At 46.8% G+C, this 17,192-nt stretch carries 18 protein-coding genes and 1 tRNA gene; 13 read left to right on the top strand and 6 right to left on the bottom strand.

Annotated features, from left to right (window positions below):
* Positions 1-19: 19 nt before the first annotated feature.
* Genes H8S65_RS11165 through H8S65_RS11150 form a run of 4 tightly spaced genes read left to right on the top strand, consistent with a single transcriptional unit; the run spans position 20 to position 5,052 of the window.
* On the top strand, positions 20-397 hold the full coding sequence (locus H8S65_RS11165) for a DUF1573 domain-containing protein (protein WP_186930058.1): 378 nt from the start codon (positions 20-22) through the stop codon (positions 395-397).
* A 25-nt stretch (positions 398-422) separates the two neighbouring features.
* Complete coding sequence (locus H8S65_RS11160; protein WP_186930057.1) at positions 423-1,538, top strand: DUF1573 domain-containing protein; 1,116 nt, start codon at positions 423-425, stop codon at positions 1,536-1,538.
* 3 nt (positions 1,539-1,541) lie between these two features.
* Complete coding sequence (gene meaB, locus H8S65_RS11155) at positions 1,542-2,642, top strand: methylmalonyl Co-A mutase-associated GTPase MeaB (RefSeq protein WP_186930056.1); 1,101 nt, start codon at positions 1,542-1,544, stop codon at positions 2,640-2,642.
* A gap of 4 nt (positions 2,643-2,646) precedes the next feature.
* Positions 2,647-5,052 carry an outer membrane protein assembly factor BamB family protein gene (locus H8S65_RS11150; RefSeq protein ID WP_186930055.1) on the top strand — a complete coding sequence of 802 codons (2,406 nt, stop codon included), beginning with the start codon at positions 2,647-2,649 and terminating at the stop codon, positions 5,050-5,052.
* An 80-nt stretch (positions 5,053-5,132) separates the two neighbouring features.
* On the opposite strand, the gene pfkA is transcribed toward H8S65_RS11150, so the two are convergent.
* From pfkA to porQ, 4 genes are all read right to left on the bottom strand, one after another.
* Entirely contained in the window at positions 5,133-6,113 is a 981-nt protein-coding gene (gene pfkA / locus H8S65_RS11145) for a 6-phosphofructokinase (RefSeq protein WP_186930054.1), read from the bottom strand.
* A gap of 96 nt (positions 6,114-6,209) precedes the next feature.
* The gene (locus H8S65_RS11140; protein ID WP_186930053.1) at positions 6,210-7,082 is read right to left on the bottom strand and encodes a 4-hydroxy-3-methylbut-2-enyl diphosphate reductase; all 873 of its coding nucleotides are present in this window, start codon (positions 7,080-7,082) and stop codon (positions 6,210-6,212) included.
* Between the two features lie 2 nt (positions 7,083-7,084).
* Complete coding sequence (gene cmk / locus H8S65_RS11135; protein WP_186930052.1) at positions 7,085-7,777, bottom strand: (d)CMP kinase; 693 nt, start codon at positions 7,775-7,777, stop codon at positions 7,085-7,087.
* A gap of 320 nt (positions 7,778-8,097) precedes the next feature.
* Positions 8,098-9,090 carry a type IX secretion system protein PorQ gene (gene porQ / locus H8S65_RS11130; RefSeq protein ID WP_186930051.1) on the bottom strand — a complete coding sequence of 331 codons (993 nt, stop codon included), beginning with the start codon at positions 9,088-9,090 and terminating at the stop codon, positions 8,098-8,100.
* A 222-nt stretch (positions 9,091-9,312) separates the two neighbouring features.
* Here porQ and H8S65_RS11125 point away from each other — a divergent pair, with 222 nt between their 5' ends.
* The 8 genes from H8S65_RS11125 (at position 9,313) to H8S65_RS11090 (ending at position 14,459) form a co-directional block, all read left to right on the top strand.
* A complete protein-coding gene (locus H8S65_RS11125) occupies positions 9,313-10,002 on the top strand; it encodes an energy transducer TonB (protein ID WP_186930050.1) in 690 nt (229 codons plus the stop codon).
* Positions 10,003-10,066: 64 nt separating this feature from the next.
* On the top strand, positions 10,067-11,041 hold the full coding sequence (locus H8S65_RS11120; RefSeq protein ID WP_186930049.1) for a polyprenyl synthetase family protein: 975 nt from the start codon (positions 10,067-10,069) through the stop codon (positions 11,039-11,041).
* A gap of 1 nt (position 11,042) precedes the next feature.
* Positions 11,043-11,831 (top strand): TatD family hydrolase, encoded by a 789-nt coding sequence (locus tag H8S65_RS11115; RefSeq protein ID WP_186930048.1) that lies wholly within the window; start codon positions 11,043-11,045, stop codon positions 11,829-11,831.
* A 144-nt stretch (positions 11,832-11,975) separates the two neighbouring features.
* A tRNA-Ser gene (locus tag H8S65_RS11110) sits at positions 11,976-12,063 on the top strand.
* Between the two features lie 82 nt (positions 12,064-12,145).
* Positions 12,146-12,883: a MotA/TolQ/ExbB proton channel family protein gene (locus H8S65_RS11105; protein WP_186930047.1), complete on the top strand. Its 738-nt coding sequence runs from the start codon at positions 12,146-12,148 to the stop codon at positions 12,881-12,883.
* Between the two features lie 8 nt (positions 12,884-12,891).
* Positions 12,892-13,365, top strand: coding sequence for a hypothetical protein (locus H8S65_RS11100; RefSeq protein WP_186930046.1), 474 nt, complete (start codon positions 12,892-12,894; stop codon positions 13,363-13,365).
* A 36-nt stretch (positions 13,366-13,401) separates the two neighbouring features.
* Entirely contained in the window at positions 13,402-13,992 is a 591-nt protein-coding gene (locus H8S65_RS11095; RefSeq protein WP_186930045.1) for an ExbD/TolR family protein, read from the top strand.
* The gene (locus H8S65_RS11090) at positions 13,992-14,459 is read left to right on the top strand and encodes an ExbD/TolR family protein (RefSeq protein WP_186930044.1); all 468 of its coding nucleotides are present in this window, start codon (positions 13,992-13,994) and stop codon (positions 14,457-14,459) included. The genes H8S65_RS11095 and H8S65_RS11090 overlap by 1 nt, the downstream gene beginning before the upstream one ends.
* A 69-nt stretch (positions 14,460-14,528) precedes the next feature.
* On the opposite strand, the gene H8S65_RS11085 is transcribed toward H8S65_RS11090, so the two are convergent.
* The gene (locus tag H8S65_RS11085) at positions 14,529-15,083 is read right to left on the bottom strand and encodes a GNAT family N-acetyltransferase (RefSeq protein ID WP_186930043.1); all 555 of its coding nucleotides are present in this window, start codon (positions 15,081-15,083) and stop codon (positions 14,529-14,531) included.
* A gap of 149 nt (positions 15,084-15,232) precedes the next feature.
* Between H8S65_RS11085 and H8S65_RS11080 the strand changes: the two genes are divergently transcribed.
* Positions 15,233-15,706: an Lrp/AsnC family transcriptional regulator gene (locus H8S65_RS11080; RefSeq protein ID WP_186930042.1), complete on the top strand. Its 474-nt coding sequence runs from the start codon at positions 15,233-15,235 to the stop codon at positions 15,704-15,706.
* 60 nt (positions 15,707-15,766) lie between these two features.
* Here H8S65_RS11080 and asnS read toward each other — a convergent pair whose 3' ends face one another.
* A complete protein-coding gene (asnS, locus tag H8S65_RS11075; protein ID WP_186930041.1) occupies positions 15,767-17,173 on the bottom strand; it encodes an asparagine--tRNA ligase in 1,407 nt (468 codons plus the stop codon).
* Positions 17,174-17,192: the final 19 nt, after the last annotated feature.

Raw genomic sequence — 17,192 nt, 5'->3', positions numbered from 1 at the left:
AGCTAAATAAAAAGAGAAAATGAAACAGATTATTTTTATTTTTATGGCGATCCTGCTGGCAACAGGAATGGCATCAGCTCAGAACAAAGCCGTAATCTCGGCAGATGAAACCTCCCACGATTTCGGAACGATCAAGGAAGCGAACGGAAACGTGTCGCATACTTTCAAGATAAAAAACACTGGCGAGGCGCCGCTGGTCTTGACACGTGTCATCGCCTCTTGCGGCTGTACGACGCCGGAATGGACAAAAGAACCGATCGCTCCGGGAAAAACAGGCGACATCAAAATCACCTACAACCCGAAAGACCGTCCCGGTCCTTTTGTCAAGACTATTTCCGTATACAGCAATGGTAAAACCGGCAGTTTTATCCTGACGATTCGGGGAGAAGTAGAATAATAACAGGAAAACCGAACGATAAAGAATGTTGAACAGAAACAAACTGGTCTTTATTCTTGCCGGTATACTGTTTGCCATAAACAGTATATCGGCACAAAATAACGCCCGAATCAGTGCAGACGAGCTGATCTATAACTTCGGTACGATAGGGGAATCCGATGGATTGGCAAGTCACATATTTACGATCAAAAACACAGGTAACGGCCCGCTTGTCATCACGCGGATCACGGCTTCCTGCGGTTGCACGCAACCCGAATGGACCAAAGAACCGATCGCTCCGGGAAAGACCGGAGATGTAAAAGTGACCTACAACCCGAAAGGACGTCCCGGTCCATTTTACAAGACCATATCCATCTACAGCAACGGCAAGAAAGGCAGCTTCACCTTGGGCATCAAAGGGAACGTGACTCCTAAAGAGGCTCAACCCATACTGATTTATCCTTATAGCATCGGCGACCTGAAGTTGCAAACCAAGAATGTCCTCTACAGCACAGTCCGTCCGGAAGAGACATTGGGAGAAAAGATCAGTATAATCAATGAAGGAAAGACATCTCTGAACATCCATTTAGGAAAAACGCCCCATTACCTGAACATCGTAGCCAATCCTACTAAACTGGCTCCGGGTGAAACAGGCGAAATATCCATCCTGATGAATGCGAAAGAGGCAAAACGGAAAGGCCGTGTGACAGCCGAAATCCCGGTAACGATCGAAAGCATCGGACAGAAGAAAGGGACAGAAGGCAAACTGCATGTCGCAGCCAATATCATAGACGATTTCAGCAAACAGACTGCAACGGAGAAGGCGAAAGCTCCGGTAGCCCAGCTATCCGGGACCTTGCTCGACTTCGGCAAGCTGCCCGATAAAAGCAGCTTTATCCCGCTGGTCGGCGGAAGAGTGAGCGGCACGATCGAGATCACCAACTCCGGGAAATCGCCGCTTGTCATCTACAGCGCGACCTGCGACGACGAACGTGTAGCCGTTTCCGGCGGCAAAAGAGAAATCAAACCGGGCACGACAGCCACTTTCAAAGTGACAGTCCGCCCGAAAGAGATAAAAACAAAACTGGAAGCCCTCATCAATGTCGTATGCAACGACCCGAACGGTCCGGTACGGCTTGTGAAGGTAACCGCAGAAAAATAAATTATGGAACATCCCGAAAACGACGATCTGTACAGAGGATTAAAGGTGAACAAGGGAGTCGCCGATGTACCGACCGTAAATCCGTACCTGAAAAAAAGGATCCAACGCAAAGAATATACGCCTGCCGAATTTGTGGAAGGGATCCTGAAAGGGAACATTACGATCCTCAGCCAGGCAGTAACGCTGGTGGAAAGCTCCAAATACGAACACCAGCAAGTAGCACAAGAGATTATCGAAAAATGCCTGCCGCATGCAGGAAAGTCGGTCCGCATCGGTATCACCGGAGTGCCGGGAGCCGGTAAAAGCACTTCGATCGATGCGTTCGGTATGCATCTGATAGGTGAAGGACGTAAACTGGCAGTGCTGGCGATCGACCCCAGCAGCGAACGCTCGAAAGGCAGCATCCTCGGCGACAAAACCCGTATGGAGGCTTTGTCCCGCGAAAAGAACGCCTTCATCCGCCCTTCGCCATCGGCAGGCTCTTTAGGTGGCGTCGCACGTAAAACACGCGAGACGATCGTGCTCTGCGAAGCCGCCGGATTCGATACGGTATTTGTCGAAACGGTCGGTGTCGGACAAAGCGAGACGGCTGTCCATTCGATGGTCGATTTCTTCCTGTTGATCCAGCTTGCCGGAACAGGAGATGAACTGCAAGGCATCAAACGCGGCATCATGGAAATGGCGGACGGGATCATCATCAATAAGGCGGATGGCGACAACCTGGAAAAAGCGAAATTAGCAGCCGCCCAGTTCCGTAACGCCCTGCATCTCTTCCCGGCTCCTGAATCTGGCTGGTTCCCGAAAGTATTGACTTATTCCGGTTACTACAACTTGGGGATTAAAGAAATCTGGGATATGGTCGGAGAATATATGGAATTCACCCAAAAGAACGGCTACTTCAGCTACAAGCGCAACGAACAGGCCAAGTATTGGATGTACGAAAGCATCAACGATACGCTCCGCGAAACGTTCTACCACAATCCGGCGGTAGAAAACATGTTGAACTTCACGGAGCAGCAGGTATTGAATAACGAGATCAGTTCGTTCGTCGCAGCCAAACGGATGATGGATCTGTTCTTGGAAAATCTGTCTGCAAAGAAATAAATAAATGGAAAAGAAAAAACTTATACTGCTATTACTAAGTTGTGCGGTAATCACGGAGGCTCATGCAGCCTATCAAGGCCGCGTGTATGTAGACTCCAACCGGAACGGAGTCTATGACAAGGGAGAGAAAGTATTAAAAGACATCCGGGTTTCCGACGGATTAAACGTGGTAAAAACGAATGCCGAAGGAGTTTATACACTTCCCGGACATGAACGGGAACGGTTTATCTTTATCACCACCCCATCCGGTTACAGGACAGACAATCAATATTACCGGCGGATCGACGGTACAGGACAAACATACGATTTCGGCCTGCAACCCTGGAAAGGACGTATCAAAACGGATGGCAGCCATAAGTTCATCCATATTTCCGATACCGAAATATTCAATACGGAGAATCAGGAAGACTGGGCGAATAACGTCCGGGATTATGCCGCCAACCAGGATATCGCATTTATCATCCACACCGGCGACATCTGCTATGAAAACGGATTGAAGAACCATATCCGTCTGATGAACACGTCGAATATGGATTGCCCGATGTTTTACTGCATCGGCAATCATGACCTGGTAAAAGGAAAATACGGGGAAGAAGTTTTTGAAAATGTTTACGGTCCGGTTTATTATTCCTTCGACTTCGGAAATGTACACTACGTCGTAACCCCGATGGCAGGAGGCGACCATCAGCCCGGCTATACAAAAGAAGACGTTTACCGCTGGCTCAAGAATGACCTGGCGCAGGTTCCGGCAGGGAAACCGGTCATCGTCTTTAACCATGACCTGCTGACTTCCGGGAACGAATTTGTTTTCGGCATCAACGATAACGAGAAGATCAACCTGAACGAACATAACCTGAAAGCGTGGCTGTACGGCCATTGGCATAACCATTTCGTGCGGAGACAAGGAGATGTCCTGGCTATATCGACAGCTACGCTCGACAAAGGTGGAATCGACCACTCGACATCCGCCTTCCGGGTGATAGACGTGGACCGGAAAGGAGATGTCCGGACCGCTCTTCGCTATACATATATAAATAAGTCCGTCGAAATCGCCTCTATTGCGAATGACGGATGTGCGGTCGCTACGGACGGGAGCGTCCCGGTATCGGTCAACACATACAATGCGGTTGCTCCGACCGTGCGCGTCACCTATAGTTGTACCGCAGACGATAAGACTGTTATTCCGGAAACACAGCTTACTCAAAATACAGACTGGAACTGGTCCGGAATGGCCAAGCTCCCGGCAAACTGCAAAGGCAAACGGATTTTCATGACAGCAAAAGCGTTGTTCAACAACGGAGAGGCAACCGTCAGCCGCACCTCTTTCCTGTACCAGCCGGAAGAAAGGGCCAAGACTCCGCAACTGGAATGGCTTCGCAACGTAAATGCCAATCTGTACTTCTCTTCTCCGGTCGTTGCCAGCGGCAAAGTGTATGTCGCTTCTCTCGATGAAGATTTGAAGGGAGAAGGCGCAGTCTTCGCTCTGGATGCAAAGACAGGTGAATTACAATGGAAGTATCCGGTGCGCAACTCCATCAAAAACACGATTGCCGTAGACGATGGGACCGTCTTCGCACAGGATGCGGAAGGCTATTTATATGCCATCGACGCACAGACCGGCAGACTGAAATGGGACAAAAAGATGAATGTCGCCGGCCTGCCTGTCCTGGTAGACGGATTGACGGCAACCAACGGCATCGTCTATGCCGGAAGCGGAAAAGCCTTCGGGGCTTATAACGGGAAAACAGGCGACCCGATCTGGCTGAACAAAGGTTGGCCGCAAGGAGAAGGCACGACATCGACTCCTCTCCTGGCAAACGGGGTAATCGTCTCCGGCGCGAACTGGCGAGGCTTCTACGGCAATGATGCACAAACGGGAGAACTGCTCTGGAAACTCGATAAAGACGGAATTACGGACAGAGGCGCAACGCCGGCGTGTATCGGCAACCTGCTTTATGTCGCTTCACGCCAGTCCTTATTCATTATCGACAGCCGTCCGGGGAAAGTGGTTGTCCGCAAAGAGTTGCCGTTCAATGTCCAGGTTAATTCCACACCGTTAGTCACGGATAACCTGATTGTTTTCGGCACACAGACTGACGGTCTGGTTGCACTCGATCGTGAAACATTCGAGGTCAGATGGAAAGCCCAAACATCTCCGGCACTGGTTTATACGGCTCCTTACTCCCGTCATCCCGCCGCTACTATCGAAACGAGTCCCCTGCTTGTCGGAGGAACGGTTTACTTCGGAGCATCCGACGGCATTATCTATGGAGTCAATCCGGAAAACGGACAAACGATCTGGAAACATAAAACTGGCGCTCCTCTGTTCTCGACATTGGCAACAGACGGCCGCATGATCTTCGCTACCGACTTCGGAGGAAATGTGTATGCATTCAGATGTAACGAATAAGTATAGCTGAACACTATATATAAAAAAGCCCCGCGAATAAAATATTCGCGGGGCTTTTTTATATGCTTGTCAATGACAAATCAAATAGAGGAAATACGAAGCGTATTCAATAATTCACGATTGATCGGCTTGTCATTCTTGATGGCCTTGGAGAAAGGAACGTAAACGATTTCATCGTTCTGAATCCCCATCATCACGTTGCGCTGGTCGTCCAGCAACGCATCGACAGCAGCTACTCCCATGCGGGTAGCCAAAATACGGTCCTGCGCCGTCGGCGAACCACCACGCTGCAAGTGTCCCAAAATCGAAACACGTACGTCGAACTGCGGATATTCGCGCTCCACACGTTCGGCGACTCCCATAGCGCCGCCCGTCACTTCGCTTTCCGCCACCAGCACGATACTACTGTTCTTGGATTTACGGAAACCGTTTTCGATCATTTCCGCCAACTGGTCCTTCTCTAAAGAAATTTCCGGGATGATAGCCGCTTCGGCCCCTGATGCAATTGCCCCGTTGAGAGCCAGGAAACCGGCATCACGCCCCATCACTTCGATAAAGAACAAACGGTCATGCGAGGTTGCCGTATCACGGATTTTATCGACACACTCCATGATCGTATTCAAAGCCGTATCATAACCGATCGTGATATCCGTACCATACAGGTCATTATCGATCGTACCGGGCAGGCCGACAATCGGATAATTAAATTCCTGCGCAAAGATACGGGCTCCGGTCAGCGTCCCGTCACCGCCGATGGCGACCAAGGCATCGATGCCGTGCTCCATCAGTTTGTCGTAAGCCTGCTTACGGCCTTCCGGTGTTTTGAACTCCGCACAACGGGCCGTCTTCAGGATAGTACCGCCACGCTGAATAATATTACTTACATTCTGAGTCTTGAAATCTTCAATTTCGTCGGTTATCAAACCTTTGTATCCACGATAGATACCTTTAACGGACATTCCGTTGTAAATAGCGGAACGTGTCACTGCACGAATGGCAGCGTTCATTCCGGGAGCATCACCTCCGGACGTTAAAATGCCAATACACTTAACTGCAGACATAGCGTCTTATATTTTATATGTTCACGGCAAAAGTAATAATTATTTGCCAAAAAGCTGTCTATTTTCCAAAACTTCATCAAATCTTAACCCGAAAAGTCAACGGTTGGCATTCAATTCGCGAATACGCACAGCCACCTCTTCCATCAGCCACTTCGGAGTGGATGTGGCTCCGCACACCCCGACACTGCTCACTCCTTCGGGCAGCGGCTCGATAATCTCCTTCGCTTCCGAGATAAAGACCGTGTTCGGGTTTGCCTTCCGGCATTCTTCCAGCAGCATCTTGCCATTGGAACTCTTCTTTCCGGCAACGAAATACACCCAATCATGCCTGGAGGCAAAGGTCTTGATGTTCGGTAAGCGGTTGGCCACCTGGCGGCAGATCGTATCGAAATACTCGAACCGAACTCCGTCCGCAATGCGCCGCCGGATCTCAGCCACGACTTCACGGAACCCGTCCAGCGACTTGGTCGTCTGTGAGAAGAGGCAGATGTTCCGGTTAAAATCCAACCGGTCGAGATCCTCCACCTTCTCGATAACGATGGCAGTCCCTTCCGTTTGTCCGACCAGGCCGTTCACTTCGGCATGCCCTTTCTTTCCATAGATCACGACCTGCGTATGACTGTCGCGCGTAGCCACGTAGCATTTATGAATCTTACGTTGCAACTGGAGCACCACCGGGCAGGTCGCATCCACGATCGTGATGTTGTTCCGCCGGGCAATCTCGTAGGTCGAAGGCGGTTCGCCATGCGCCCGGAGCAACACCTTTTCACCTTTCAGGCGGGTAAACTCGTCGTGCTCGATCGTCCGCAGCCCCGATTCCTCCAGCCGTTCCACTTCCAGGCTGTTGTGCACGATATCTCCGAGGCAATACAACCTGTCCGTATTTTTCAGTTCCCGTTCGGCACTTTCGATAGCTGTCACCACACCGAAGCAAAAGCCGGAACCTTTATCTATCTCGACTTCTATCATGGCTAATCCGTTACAACTACCTTTTCATACTGTTCCAGGAGCCAGGCCTTCTGCTCGGCAATCGTCAGATGCGAGTTATCCAACTCCAAAGCATCATCGGCTTTACGGAGCGGGCTTTCGGCACGCGTCATATCGATATGGTCACGCGTCTTCACATTTTCAAGGACTTCCTCAAAAGAAGCAGCCTCGCCTTTGGCTTTCAGCTCGTCCAAACGCCGCTGGGCACGCACTTCCGGGCTGGCTGTCACGTAAATCTTCAATTCCGCATCCGGGAAGACGACCGTACCGATATCGCGACCGTCCATCACGATCCCTTTCGCTTTCCCCATTTCCTGCTGCTTGGCAACCATCGCACGGCGTACAAAGCCCAGGGCCGCGATCGGGCTTACGCGGTTGGCAACTTCCATTCCCCGTATCTCTTTTTCCACTTTCACGCCGTTCAGATAGGTATCGGGACGTCCGGTTTCCGGGTTAAAGCGAAAAGAGATATCGATATCGTTCATGGCATCCTGCAACTTCCGCTCGTCGATGCCGTCGCTTGTAAAGAACCCGTGCTGCAAACTATACAAAGTGACAGCCCGATACATCGCCCCCGTATCGATATAGGTATATCCCAGTTCCTTTGCCAAATCTTTTGCCATCGTGCTCTTCCCGGTGGAAGAGACACCGTCTATCGCTATAATTATCTTTTTCATCACTACATATATATTAATGTAAAGGAAACGCAAATATACAACAGTTTATCGCTCCCTTCCTTATAAATTATCCTATTCATCCTTATATTTTATTGTTTTCCATTCAGTCCGTTGGTTGTCCGCCGGCCGCCGAACGATCGTTCGCTGGCCGGCGGACGATCGTTCACTGGCTGGCGGACAATCGTTCGCCGGCTGGCGGACAAGTTATGGAATACATCTAAAAAGCTAATCGATAGGGTAAGAAAAGACAAAACATACCGACGCCGAGGACAAATCCGCCACAAGCGCATTCTCCCCAACCTACAGGAAGTCCGGTTCAGTTAGAAATCGCTGATCGTAGTAGAAATACTCAGCATCATGGAAAGAGCCGAAGGATGATATTTGGCTACGGAAACGCCTACGTCGAACATCTTGATCCGCACACCGGCGCCACCGGAGAAACCGGCAAGAGCGTTACCACCCTGCAATTTCATGTCCAATGCCGTCTTAGGATTATATCCGATACCGAGCCAAAAATTGTCGGAAGGGACATAGTCGACGCCGATCACCAGGTGTTTCACAAAGGACTTGAAAAAATTATCCCCCGTATATTCCTTGTCGTAATCGTCCACATAGTCGACCTTCCACTTCGTCAGGTACTGCGCAGTAAGCGACAAGCGGATCGGCGCATGAGCCATCTGTTTGGTGATCCCCATCTGGATATCCCAGGGCATTTTCTGGCGCTCGTCTTCGTAGGCTTTCAGTTGGGCTCCGATATTTTTAAAAGCAAAGCCGAAAGAAAATCCTTTTTCAGAATTATAATAACTCAAGCCGGCATCGACAGCCATGCCGATCGAGGTATAATCGCCGATACCCGAATACAAAAACTTCAACGAAGCCCCGCCACGCCAGCGCTCGGAAAGGTCATACGAGAAGAAACCGTTCACACTGATGTCCTTTGCCGTAAAATCTCCCGTCGGAAGACCTTCCTCCGACATTCCCCGAATCTTTCCCTGGCTGAAAAACGAGGCTCCCACGCCCCAGGCGCCTTTTTCCTTATACGCTTTGGTGAAAAGGGCGCTTCCGACATTGATATCCGATATATAATTCAGGTAATTCAGGTTGACCATCTTATCCATCTCGGCCCCCAGCAAAGCCGGGTTATGAAAAATCAGGGAAGGGTCCCGTTCGATCAGGGACATCGTATTGCCTCCCATCGCATTGGCTCTTGCCGAAGAAGGATAGCGGAGAAAGGTATATCCGGTGTCGCCGGTTTGTGCGACAACAGCCTGTAACAAGAAAGAAAAGAAGAGTATAAATAGAATATTTCTCATATTTCTCTGGTAAAATGCTTACAAAGATAAATAAATACGGGTATATACGCCCCACTTACAGAAACGGGAAAAAGCCGAAAAAGGTATATGGGAGCTATTATTTTTATTCTCAGTCAAAAAAAAAGTAAAAATAGCGCATATTTAATACGAATTGTTCGGATTTAAAAAATAACTCCGTATATTTGTGGCAGAAGAAAAACACATCTTTAAACATTAAGAGATATGGAAGTTAAGAAATCACCAAAAGCGGACCTGGAAAAAGGTAAGATGATGGGTATCCTGATGGGTATGGTCGTCGGACTTGCAGTACTGTTCGTTGGCTTCGAATGGAGCGACCGTGAAATCACAATCGTCACAAGCGAGGGCGTTGCTGATATCATCGCGGAAGAAGAAGTTGAAATCACGAGACCGGAGGATGCACCTCCCCCTCCTCCGCCACCCCCTGCACCTGCTGTGGCAGAAGTATTAACCGTTGTGGAAGATGACGTCAAGCTGGACGATGTCGACATCGTTTCTTCGGAAGACGACGCCTCTTCAGCACAGGTCGAAGCTTATACTCCTCCTGCAGTAGTTGAAGAAGAAGAGGAATCTTCACAGCAGATTTTTACTGTTGTAGAAACAATGCCTGAATTCCCGGGCGGACAAGGCGCTTTGTTGCAATACCTGTCAAAATCAATCAAATATCCGGTTATTGCTCAGGAAAACGGTATCCAGGGTCGTGTATCCTGCTCGTTTGTGGTTAACAAAGACGGTTCCATCGTAGACGCAGAAGTTATCCGTGGTGTCGACCCGTCACTGGATAAAGAAGCTCTCCGTGTGATCAATGCCATGCCGAAATGGTCACCGGGCAAGCAGAGAGGTAAACCCGTACGTGTTAAATACACAGTGCCTGTTACATTCAGACTGCAATAATAACATGTAAATAGTACGAAAAGGCTGCTTCTATCGCAGCCTTTTTTATTTAAACAAATAATCTATGTTCGCTTTTAACGATATCCTACAGAAAATCGAGCAGGAAATTACCCGGCTCCAATTCACCTATCCTCCTAAAAGTTTATACGATCCGATCGAATACATCCTTTCACTCGGTGGAAAAAGAATCCGTCCGGCACTTGTACTGATGGCCTGTAATCTATATAAGGAAAATGTAGATGCAGCGATCAAACCGGCTTTGGGGCTTGAAGTATTCCACAACTTCACCCTTTTGCACGACGACCTGATGGACGAAGCCGATAAAAGAAGAAACAAACCGACCGTGCATAAAGTATGGAATGCCAACACAGCCATCCTTTCCGGCGATGCCATGCTGATCGCGGCTTATCAACTGATCGGCGAAACGGAACCCGAATCATTAAAAGAGATATTGGACCTGTTCACCGGTACGGCGCTTGAGATATGCGGCGGACAACAGTACGACATGGAGTTCGAATCGAGAACGGACGTAACGGAAGAGGAATACATCGAAATGATCCGGTTGAAAACGGCCGTACTGCTTGCCTGCGCCCTGAAGATGGGAGCGATCATGGGAAATGCGCCTGAAGCTGAAGCCGAAGCGCTGTATCAGTTCGGCATCAATATCGGGCTGGCCTTCCAGTTGCAGGATGATCTGTTAGATGTTTACGGAGACACCGCCACTTTCGGCAAAAATATCGGTGGGGACATACTCTGCAACAAAAAGACATTCATGCTGATCAACGCTTTCCGCCTTGCTTCGGATATCCAAAAAGCGGAGTTGAACAGCTGGATAGGCAAAAAGACATTCGATCCGGCAGAGAAAATCGCCGCCGTGACAGCCATCTACGACCAATTGCGGCTGAAAGAATTGTCCGAAGAAAAAATACACATGTATTATAATCAGGCAATGAACTGCTTAGACTCGTTAAGCGTAGCTCCCGAAAGGCTAAACATACTGAAAGAAGTCAGCGCCCGTTTAATGAACCGCCAGTCTTAAGATGAAACTGATCGACACACACAACCATCTATATTTAGAGGATTTTGATCCGGAACAGGATCAACTGGCCACTGTTGCGAAAGAGTCCGGCATAGACACCCTGCTCCTTCCGAATGTCGACACGACCACCATCGAGCGGATGCATGATTTATGCGACCGTTATCCGGGTTTCGCCTATCCGATGATGGGACTTCATCCGACCAGCGTAGACGGACACTATACCGAAAATCTGAAGATAATAGAGTCATGGCTCGGTAAACGTTCCTATTGCGGAATAGGAGAAATAGGCATAGACCTGTACTGGGACAAAACCTATCTGAAAGAGCAGAAAACCGTATTCGAAGAGCAGCTCAAGTGGAGCATCGACCTCGATCTGCCGGTTGCCATCCATACCCGTGAAGCATTTCCGGAAGTTTTCGAGTCTTTATATAAGGTAGGAGCCGATGCGCTCACCGGAGTCTTTCACAGTTTTACCGGCAATGAAAACGATTTGGAAGAAATCAATAAACTGAAAAATTTCAAAATCGGAATAAATGGGGTTATTACATTTAAGAACTCCGGACTGTCGGAAATAATCCGTCAGGCAGACATCAATAAGATCGTTTTGGAAACAGATGCGCCTTACCTCGCACCTGTCCCTTACCGGGGGAAAAGGAACGAGCCGGCTTATATCTGGAAAACGGCTGAAAAAGTAGCCCAGACCTATGGGCTGACACTTGAAGAGACCGTTGAAACCACACGGAAAAATGCTTTAAAACTATTTAAAATCGAGAATAAACCAATATCATGAGATATTTTCGCGCGTATTCAAAATTTATCCGTCAGATATTGTGCATATGTCAAGCAAAAACTATAGATTTGTGCACTGAAACGTTTGGATATGCGATTTTTTTCGTATTTTGCACCCGTTTTAGAAAAGCGGTGGCTTGTTTTTGGAGAGATGCTCGAGTGGTTGAAGAGGCACGCCTGGAAAGCGTGTAAACCCCTAAAGGGTTTCGCGGGTTCGAATCCCGCTCTCTCCGCTTTAAGATACCATGACGATTATTAATAACAAAAAAATAAAAACAAATAAGAGAATTATTAATCTTAAAAATTAAACACACAATGAAAAAGTATTTTGCAAAAACGTTCATGAGTTTATGTGCTCTTGGAATCTCTTCTGTAGCATTCGCGCAAGAAGCAGCCGAAGTCGCTGTTGAAGGTGGTATGTACCAGGCTTTGAAGACTAAGTTTATCGAAGGTGGTGCCAACTTCATGAGTTTGGTAGCTATCGCATTGATTTTCGGTTTGGCTTTCTGCTTGGAAAGAATTATTTATCTGAACTTGGCAGAAACAAACTCCAGCAAATTGCTGAAAGGTATTGAAGATGCGTTGGACAAAGGCGATGTAGAAGGTGCAAAAGCTATCGCTCGTGATACAAGAGGTCCTATCGCTTCTATCGCTTATCAGGGTCTGATGAGAATCGACCAGGGTATCGATGTTGTTGAAAAATCTATCGTTTCTTATGGTGGTGTTCAGGGTGGTCTTTTGGAAAAGAACATGTCTTGGATCACATTGTTTATCGCAATGGCTCCGTCATTAGGATTCTTGGGAACTGTAGTAGGTATGGTTATGGCGTTCGATAAAATCGAACAGGTTGGTGATATCAGCCCGACGGTTGTAGCAGGTGGTATGAAAGTGGCCTTGATCACAACAGTAGGTGGTTTGGTTGTAGCATTGATCCTTCAGGTATTCTATAACTATTTGCTGAGCAAACTGGAAGCTATCCTGAACCAGATGGAAGATGCTTCTATCTCATTGCTTGACATGGTTATCAAATACAACCTTAAATTCAAAAAATAATTAGACTTATGGCAGTTACTAAAATAAGAAAAGTATCCAGCTGGACACTGCTGATAAGCGCGCTTATCTCCATTGTCGTTTTGGGTATATTCTATGCCGGAGGTGTAACAAACCCCGGAGCAGAAATGGAAGAACCTGTCTATACAGGTTTATTGCTGAACTGGACTTCAATCTTGTTCTTCGGAACAATTATCAGCACTGTCCTTTTCGCATTGTGGCAGTTTGTTTCTCTGCTGAAGACAAGTCCCAAATCAGCTTTGATATCATTGGTTGTCCTCGTATGTTTCGCAGCTATGCTGTTCATTACATACGCTATCGGTGACCCGACTCCTTTAAAAGGGTTGAATGCGGATTCTCAAGAATTTAACATTCCCTTCTGGCTGAAAATAACAGACATGTGGATCAATTCAACAATTGTGTTGATGGTTCTGATCATCATTGCCGTTGCAGCAGGAAGCGTAAAGAAAATGCTGAACAGATAATTAGTAATAACGAATCGATAAAACAAAAAAAGCTATATGGCAAGAAAAAAGAGAAAAGTGCCTGCAATGAATGCGACTTCTTCAGCCGATATTGCTTTCATGTTGCTTATCTTCTTCCTTATTACTACATCCATGGATACAGATAAAGGTTTGGCAAGACGTTTGCCGCCTCCTGTTCCTAAGGACCAAAAAAAGGATGATGTTGAAGTTAACAAGAGAAATCTGTTAGTTGTATTGATCAATAGCAACAACCAGATTCTCTGCGGCGACAAGTTCGTCGACATCAAGCAATTGAAAGACGAGGTTAAAACATTCATTGACAATCCGTATAATGATGCGAATAAGCCCGAAAAGACAGAAGAGGACGTTCCTTTCTTCGGAAAAGTGATGACCGCTAAAAAACACGTAATTTCTTTGCAGAATGACCGTGGTACTGAATATCAGGCTTACATCAGTGTCCAGAACGAATTGGCAAAAGCATATAATGAACTGCGTGATGACGTTTCCAGAAAGAAATTCGGAAAAGTATTCGCAGATCTGGATGAAGAACAACAAAAGGCTGTGCAGCAGATTTATCCGCAAAAGATTTCTGAAGCAGAACCTAAAAATTATGGAGATAAGAAGTAATGGGAAAGTTTAGTAAAGCGGGCGGACGTGAAATGCCCGAATTGAATACGTCATCATTACCTGACTTGGTGTTCGCTTTCTTGTTCTTCATCATGATGGTAACATCCATGCGTGAAGTAACATTGATGGTGCAATTCCGCGCTCCACAGGCTACTGAACTTCAGAAGCTGGAAAAGAAATCGTTGGTTACATTCATCTATGTTGGAAAGCCCAATCAGGAATTTCAGGCTAAAATGGGTTCTGAAGCCCGCTTGCAGTTGAACGACAAGTTCGCTGAACCATCGGAAATTCAGGACTACATTGCTCAGGAAAAATCCAGTATGAAAGAAGAAGATGCTCCGTTTATGACAGTGTCTATCAAGGCCGACAAGGATACCAAGATGGGTCTGATCACAGATGTTAAGCAGGCGCTTCGTGAAGCATACGCATTGAAGATTAGTTATTCTGCCCGTCAGGCTGCTGACTGATCTCAGGATATACGCAATAAAAAAGGCGAGGTTTTAAACCCCGCCTTTTTTATTGCCTTTCAGTTATGATCAGATCCCTTTTACTCCATATACATTCTTGTGCAGGCAATTCTTCACCTGCTCGAAAGAATGCTCCAGATCAACATCGCCATACGTCATAAGCCGCATCTCCAGCCATTCTCCACCACTTCGGTAAGGAGGCTGGTGATAAACATGCCCGTCGAGTTTAAAGCCCAAACGCTCATAGAAACCAATCCTGCGCTTGCTCATCTCATCGGCAGGCATTTCCACCTCTAAAACAACCGGAGTTCCGCAGAAGGCCAGAAATTGCTTCATAGCCTCGGCTCCTATTCCTCCATTACGGGCCGCCGGATCGATTGCAAAATGCTCTGCATAGGTATAGCCATCAAAAAGCCAACCGGTGATGAAGCCGACATACCGGTCTTCCTTTGATAAAGCATACACAATAAACCGAGGTTCGTCTCTAACCAAATTGCGAACAAGCGAAAAGTCACGGCGTTCCACTTCCGGAAAAGATTCCGTGTATGTTTTCTCTATCAGGTCCAATACCGGATCAGAAAAATCTTTTACAGACCTACATACTACTATTGATCGTAAACTCATAAAACTATAAAATTGAAGATTATTATTACTAAAGGAACTTACAAACTAAAATATTCCACTAAAAAATAGGGGTTAATCATTAGAGATTATTTATATTTGTATTAAGATTGTAAGAACTGATTATACTGATATACAAATATACATAAATTATGGCACACCATCAACTGGATGAACTTGACGAGAAGATATTAAAACTAATCATAGGCAATGCCCGTATGCCTTTCCTCGAAGTCGCACGGGAGTGTAATGTATCGGGTGCAGCAATACACCAGCGCATACAAAAACTTACCAACCTGGGCGTAATCAAAGGGTCCGAATTCATCGTCGACAATACAAAAGTAGGCTATGAGACTTGTGCATACATGGGTCTGTTCCTCAAATCTCCCGGACAGTTTCCATCAGTGACGGAAGCTCTGAAAGAAATCCCGGAAGTGGTTGAATGTCATTACACGACAGGACAATATGACTTGTTTATAAAGATATATGCGAAGAATAATCAGCATTTATTAAACATTATCCATAATAAATTGCAACCGTTAGGCCTTGCCCGAACCGAATCGCTGATCTCTTTCAAGGAAGCATTCAAACGGCAAATTCCAATCGACCTGGAAGATGAAGATTAAATAAAAAACTCCGCATAGAACATTCAAGACTATGCGGAGTTTTTTTAATTCTATGCGAAATTAGAAATCTGCATTCTTCGGTGTACGCGGGAAAGGAATCACGTCGCGAATGTTTGTCATACCTGTCACAAACAACAGCAAACGTTCAAAGCCCAAACCAAAACCTGAATGAGGAACTGTACCGAAGCGGCGAGTATCCAAATACCACCACATATCCTTCATCGGAATATCCATTTCATGGATGCGGTTCAACAGTTTGTCATAGTCGGCTTCACGCTCGGAACCACCGATAATTTCACCGATTTTCGGGAACAATACATCCATGGCACGAACAGTCTTGCCATCTTCATTCTGCTTCATATAGAAAGCTTTGATCTCTTTCGGATAGTCAGTCAGGATTACCGGACGTTTAAAATGGTCCTCAACCAGGAAACGTTCATGTTCTGAAGCCAGGTCGACACCCCAATATACCGGGAATTCAAACGTATGGCCATTAGCAACAGCCTCTTCCAGGATCTTGATTCCTTCCGTATAAGACAAACGGACGAAATCGTCTTTCAGCACTCCCTGCAAACGTTCGATCAAACCTTTATCGAACATATCGTTCAAAAATTTGATATCGTCCATGCAGTTGTCCAAAGCCCATTGTACACAATACTTGATGAACTCTTCCGCCAACTGCATATTGTCCAGGATATCATTGAAAGCCACTTCCGGTTCGATCATCCAGAACTCGGCCAAGTGACGCGGAGTATTGGAGTTTTCCGCACGGAAAGTCGGGCCGAATGTATAAATCTGTCCCAAAGCCGTAGCGGCCAATTCACCTTCCAACTGTCCGGAAACAGTCAGGCTCGCCTGTTTGCCAAAGAAATCATTTTCATAAATGATAGATCCGTTTTCATCCTTCTTCAGATCGTACAGGTTCATGGTTGTCACCTGGAACATCTGGCCTGCACCTTCACAGTCAGAAGCTGTAATCAGCGGTGTATGGAAATAGAAGAACCCTCTGTCATGGAAAAATTTATGAATGGCATAAGCCATGTTATGACGAATACGGAACACTGCACCGAATGTATTCGTACGTGGACGGAGATGAGCGATCTCACGCAGGAATTCCATCGAATGACCTTTCTTCTGCAAAGGATAAGTATTCGGATCGGCAGAACCGTAAATTTCTATTTCAGTAGCCTGGATCTCCACATTCTGGCCTTTGCCCTGTGACTGCACCAACGTACCGTTTACACTGATACTGGCACCTGTTGTTATCGGCTTCAGAAATTCTTCGCCCAGCTTATCCACGTCTACAACGATCTGAACATTATTTATTGTAGAACCGTCATTCAGGGCTATGAAACTAACCTGTTTACTACCACGGCGGGTACGCACCCAGCCCTTCACGTTAACGGTCGTACCGAAAGCATCGCTTTTCAGCACGTCTACAACCTTTGTTCTTTTAATTGCTTCCATGTTTATATTTTTATTCTTA

Origin of the sequence: Parabacteroides hominis (assembly GCF_014287585.1) — a bacterium.
Taxonomy (GTDB): Bacteria; Bacteroidota; Bacteroidia; order Bacteroidales; family Tannerellaceae; genus Parabacteroides; species Parabacteroides hominis.
This window is presented reverse-complemented; position numbering and strand designations above follow the sequence as displayed.

Excerpts from the sequence above, each read along its gene's own strand:
- H8S65_RS11165 (WP_186930058.1), top strand. The coding sequence starts at position 20 with ATGAAACAGATTATTTTTATTTTTATGGCGATCCTGCTGGCAACAGGA.
- H8S65_RS11160 (WP_186930057.1), top strand. The coding sequence starts at position 423 with ATGTTGAACAGAAACAAACTGGTCTTTATTCTTGCCGGTATACTGTTT.
- meaB (WP_186930056.1), top strand. The coding sequence starts at position 1,542 with ATGGAACATCCCGAAAACGACGATCTGTACAGAGGATTAAAGGTGAAC.
- H8S65_RS11150 (WP_186930055.1), top strand. The coding sequence starts at position 2,647 with ATGGAAAAGAAAAAACTTATACTGCTATTACTAAGTTGTGCGGTAATC.
- pfkA (WP_186930054.1), bottom strand. The coding sequence starts at position 6,113 with ATGTCTGCAGTTAAGTGTATTGGCATTTTAACGTCCGGAGGTGATGCT.
- H8S65_RS11140 (WP_186930053.1), bottom strand. The coding sequence starts at position 7,082 with ATGATAGAAGTCGAGATAGATAAAGGTTCCGGCTTTTGCTTCGGTGTG.
- cmk (WP_186930052.1), bottom strand. The coding sequence starts at position 7,777 with ATGAAAAAGATAATTATAGCGATAGACGGTGTCTCTTCCACCGGGAAG.
- porQ (WP_186930051.1), bottom strand. The coding sequence starts at position 9,090 with ATGAGAAATATTCTATTTATACTCTTCTTTTCTTTCTTGTTACAGGCT.
- H8S65_RS11125 (WP_186930050.1), top strand. The coding sequence starts at position 9,313 with ATGGAAGTTAAGAAATCACCAAAAGCGGACCTGGAAAAAGGTAAGATG.
- H8S65_RS11120 (WP_186930049.1), top strand. The coding sequence starts at position 10,067 with ATGTTCGCTTTTAACGATATCCTACAGAAAATCGAGCAGGAAATTACC.
- H8S65_RS11115 (WP_186930048.1), top strand. The coding sequence starts at position 11,043 with ATGAAACTGATCGACACACACAACCATCTATATTTAGAGGATTTTGAT.
- H8S65_RS11105 (WP_186930047.1), top strand. The coding sequence starts at position 12,146 with ATGAAAAAGTATTTTGCAAAAACGTTCATGAGTTTATGTGCTCTTGGA.
- H8S65_RS11100 (WP_186930046.1), top strand. The coding sequence starts at position 12,892 with ATGGCAGTTACTAAAATAAGAAAAGTATCCAGCTGGACACTGCTGATA.
- H8S65_RS11095 (WP_186930045.1), top strand. The coding sequence starts at position 13,402 with ATGGCAAGAAAAAAGAGAAAAGTGCCTGCAATGAATGCGACTTCTTCA.
- H8S65_RS11090 (WP_186930044.1), top strand. The coding sequence starts at position 13,992 with ATGGGAAAGTTTAGTAAAGCGGGCGGACGTGAAATGCCCGAATTGAAT.
- H8S65_RS11085 (WP_186930043.1), bottom strand. The coding sequence starts at position 15,083 with ATGAGTTTACGATCAATAGTAGTATGTAGGTCTGTAAAAGATTTTTCT.
- H8S65_RS11080 (WP_186930042.1), top strand. The coding sequence starts at position 15,233 with ATGGCACACCATCAACTGGATGAACTTGACGAGAAGATATTAAAACTA.
- asnS (WP_186930041.1), bottom strand. The coding sequence starts at position 17,173 with ATGGAAGCAATTAAAAGAACAAAGGTTGTAGACGTGCTGAAAAGCGAT.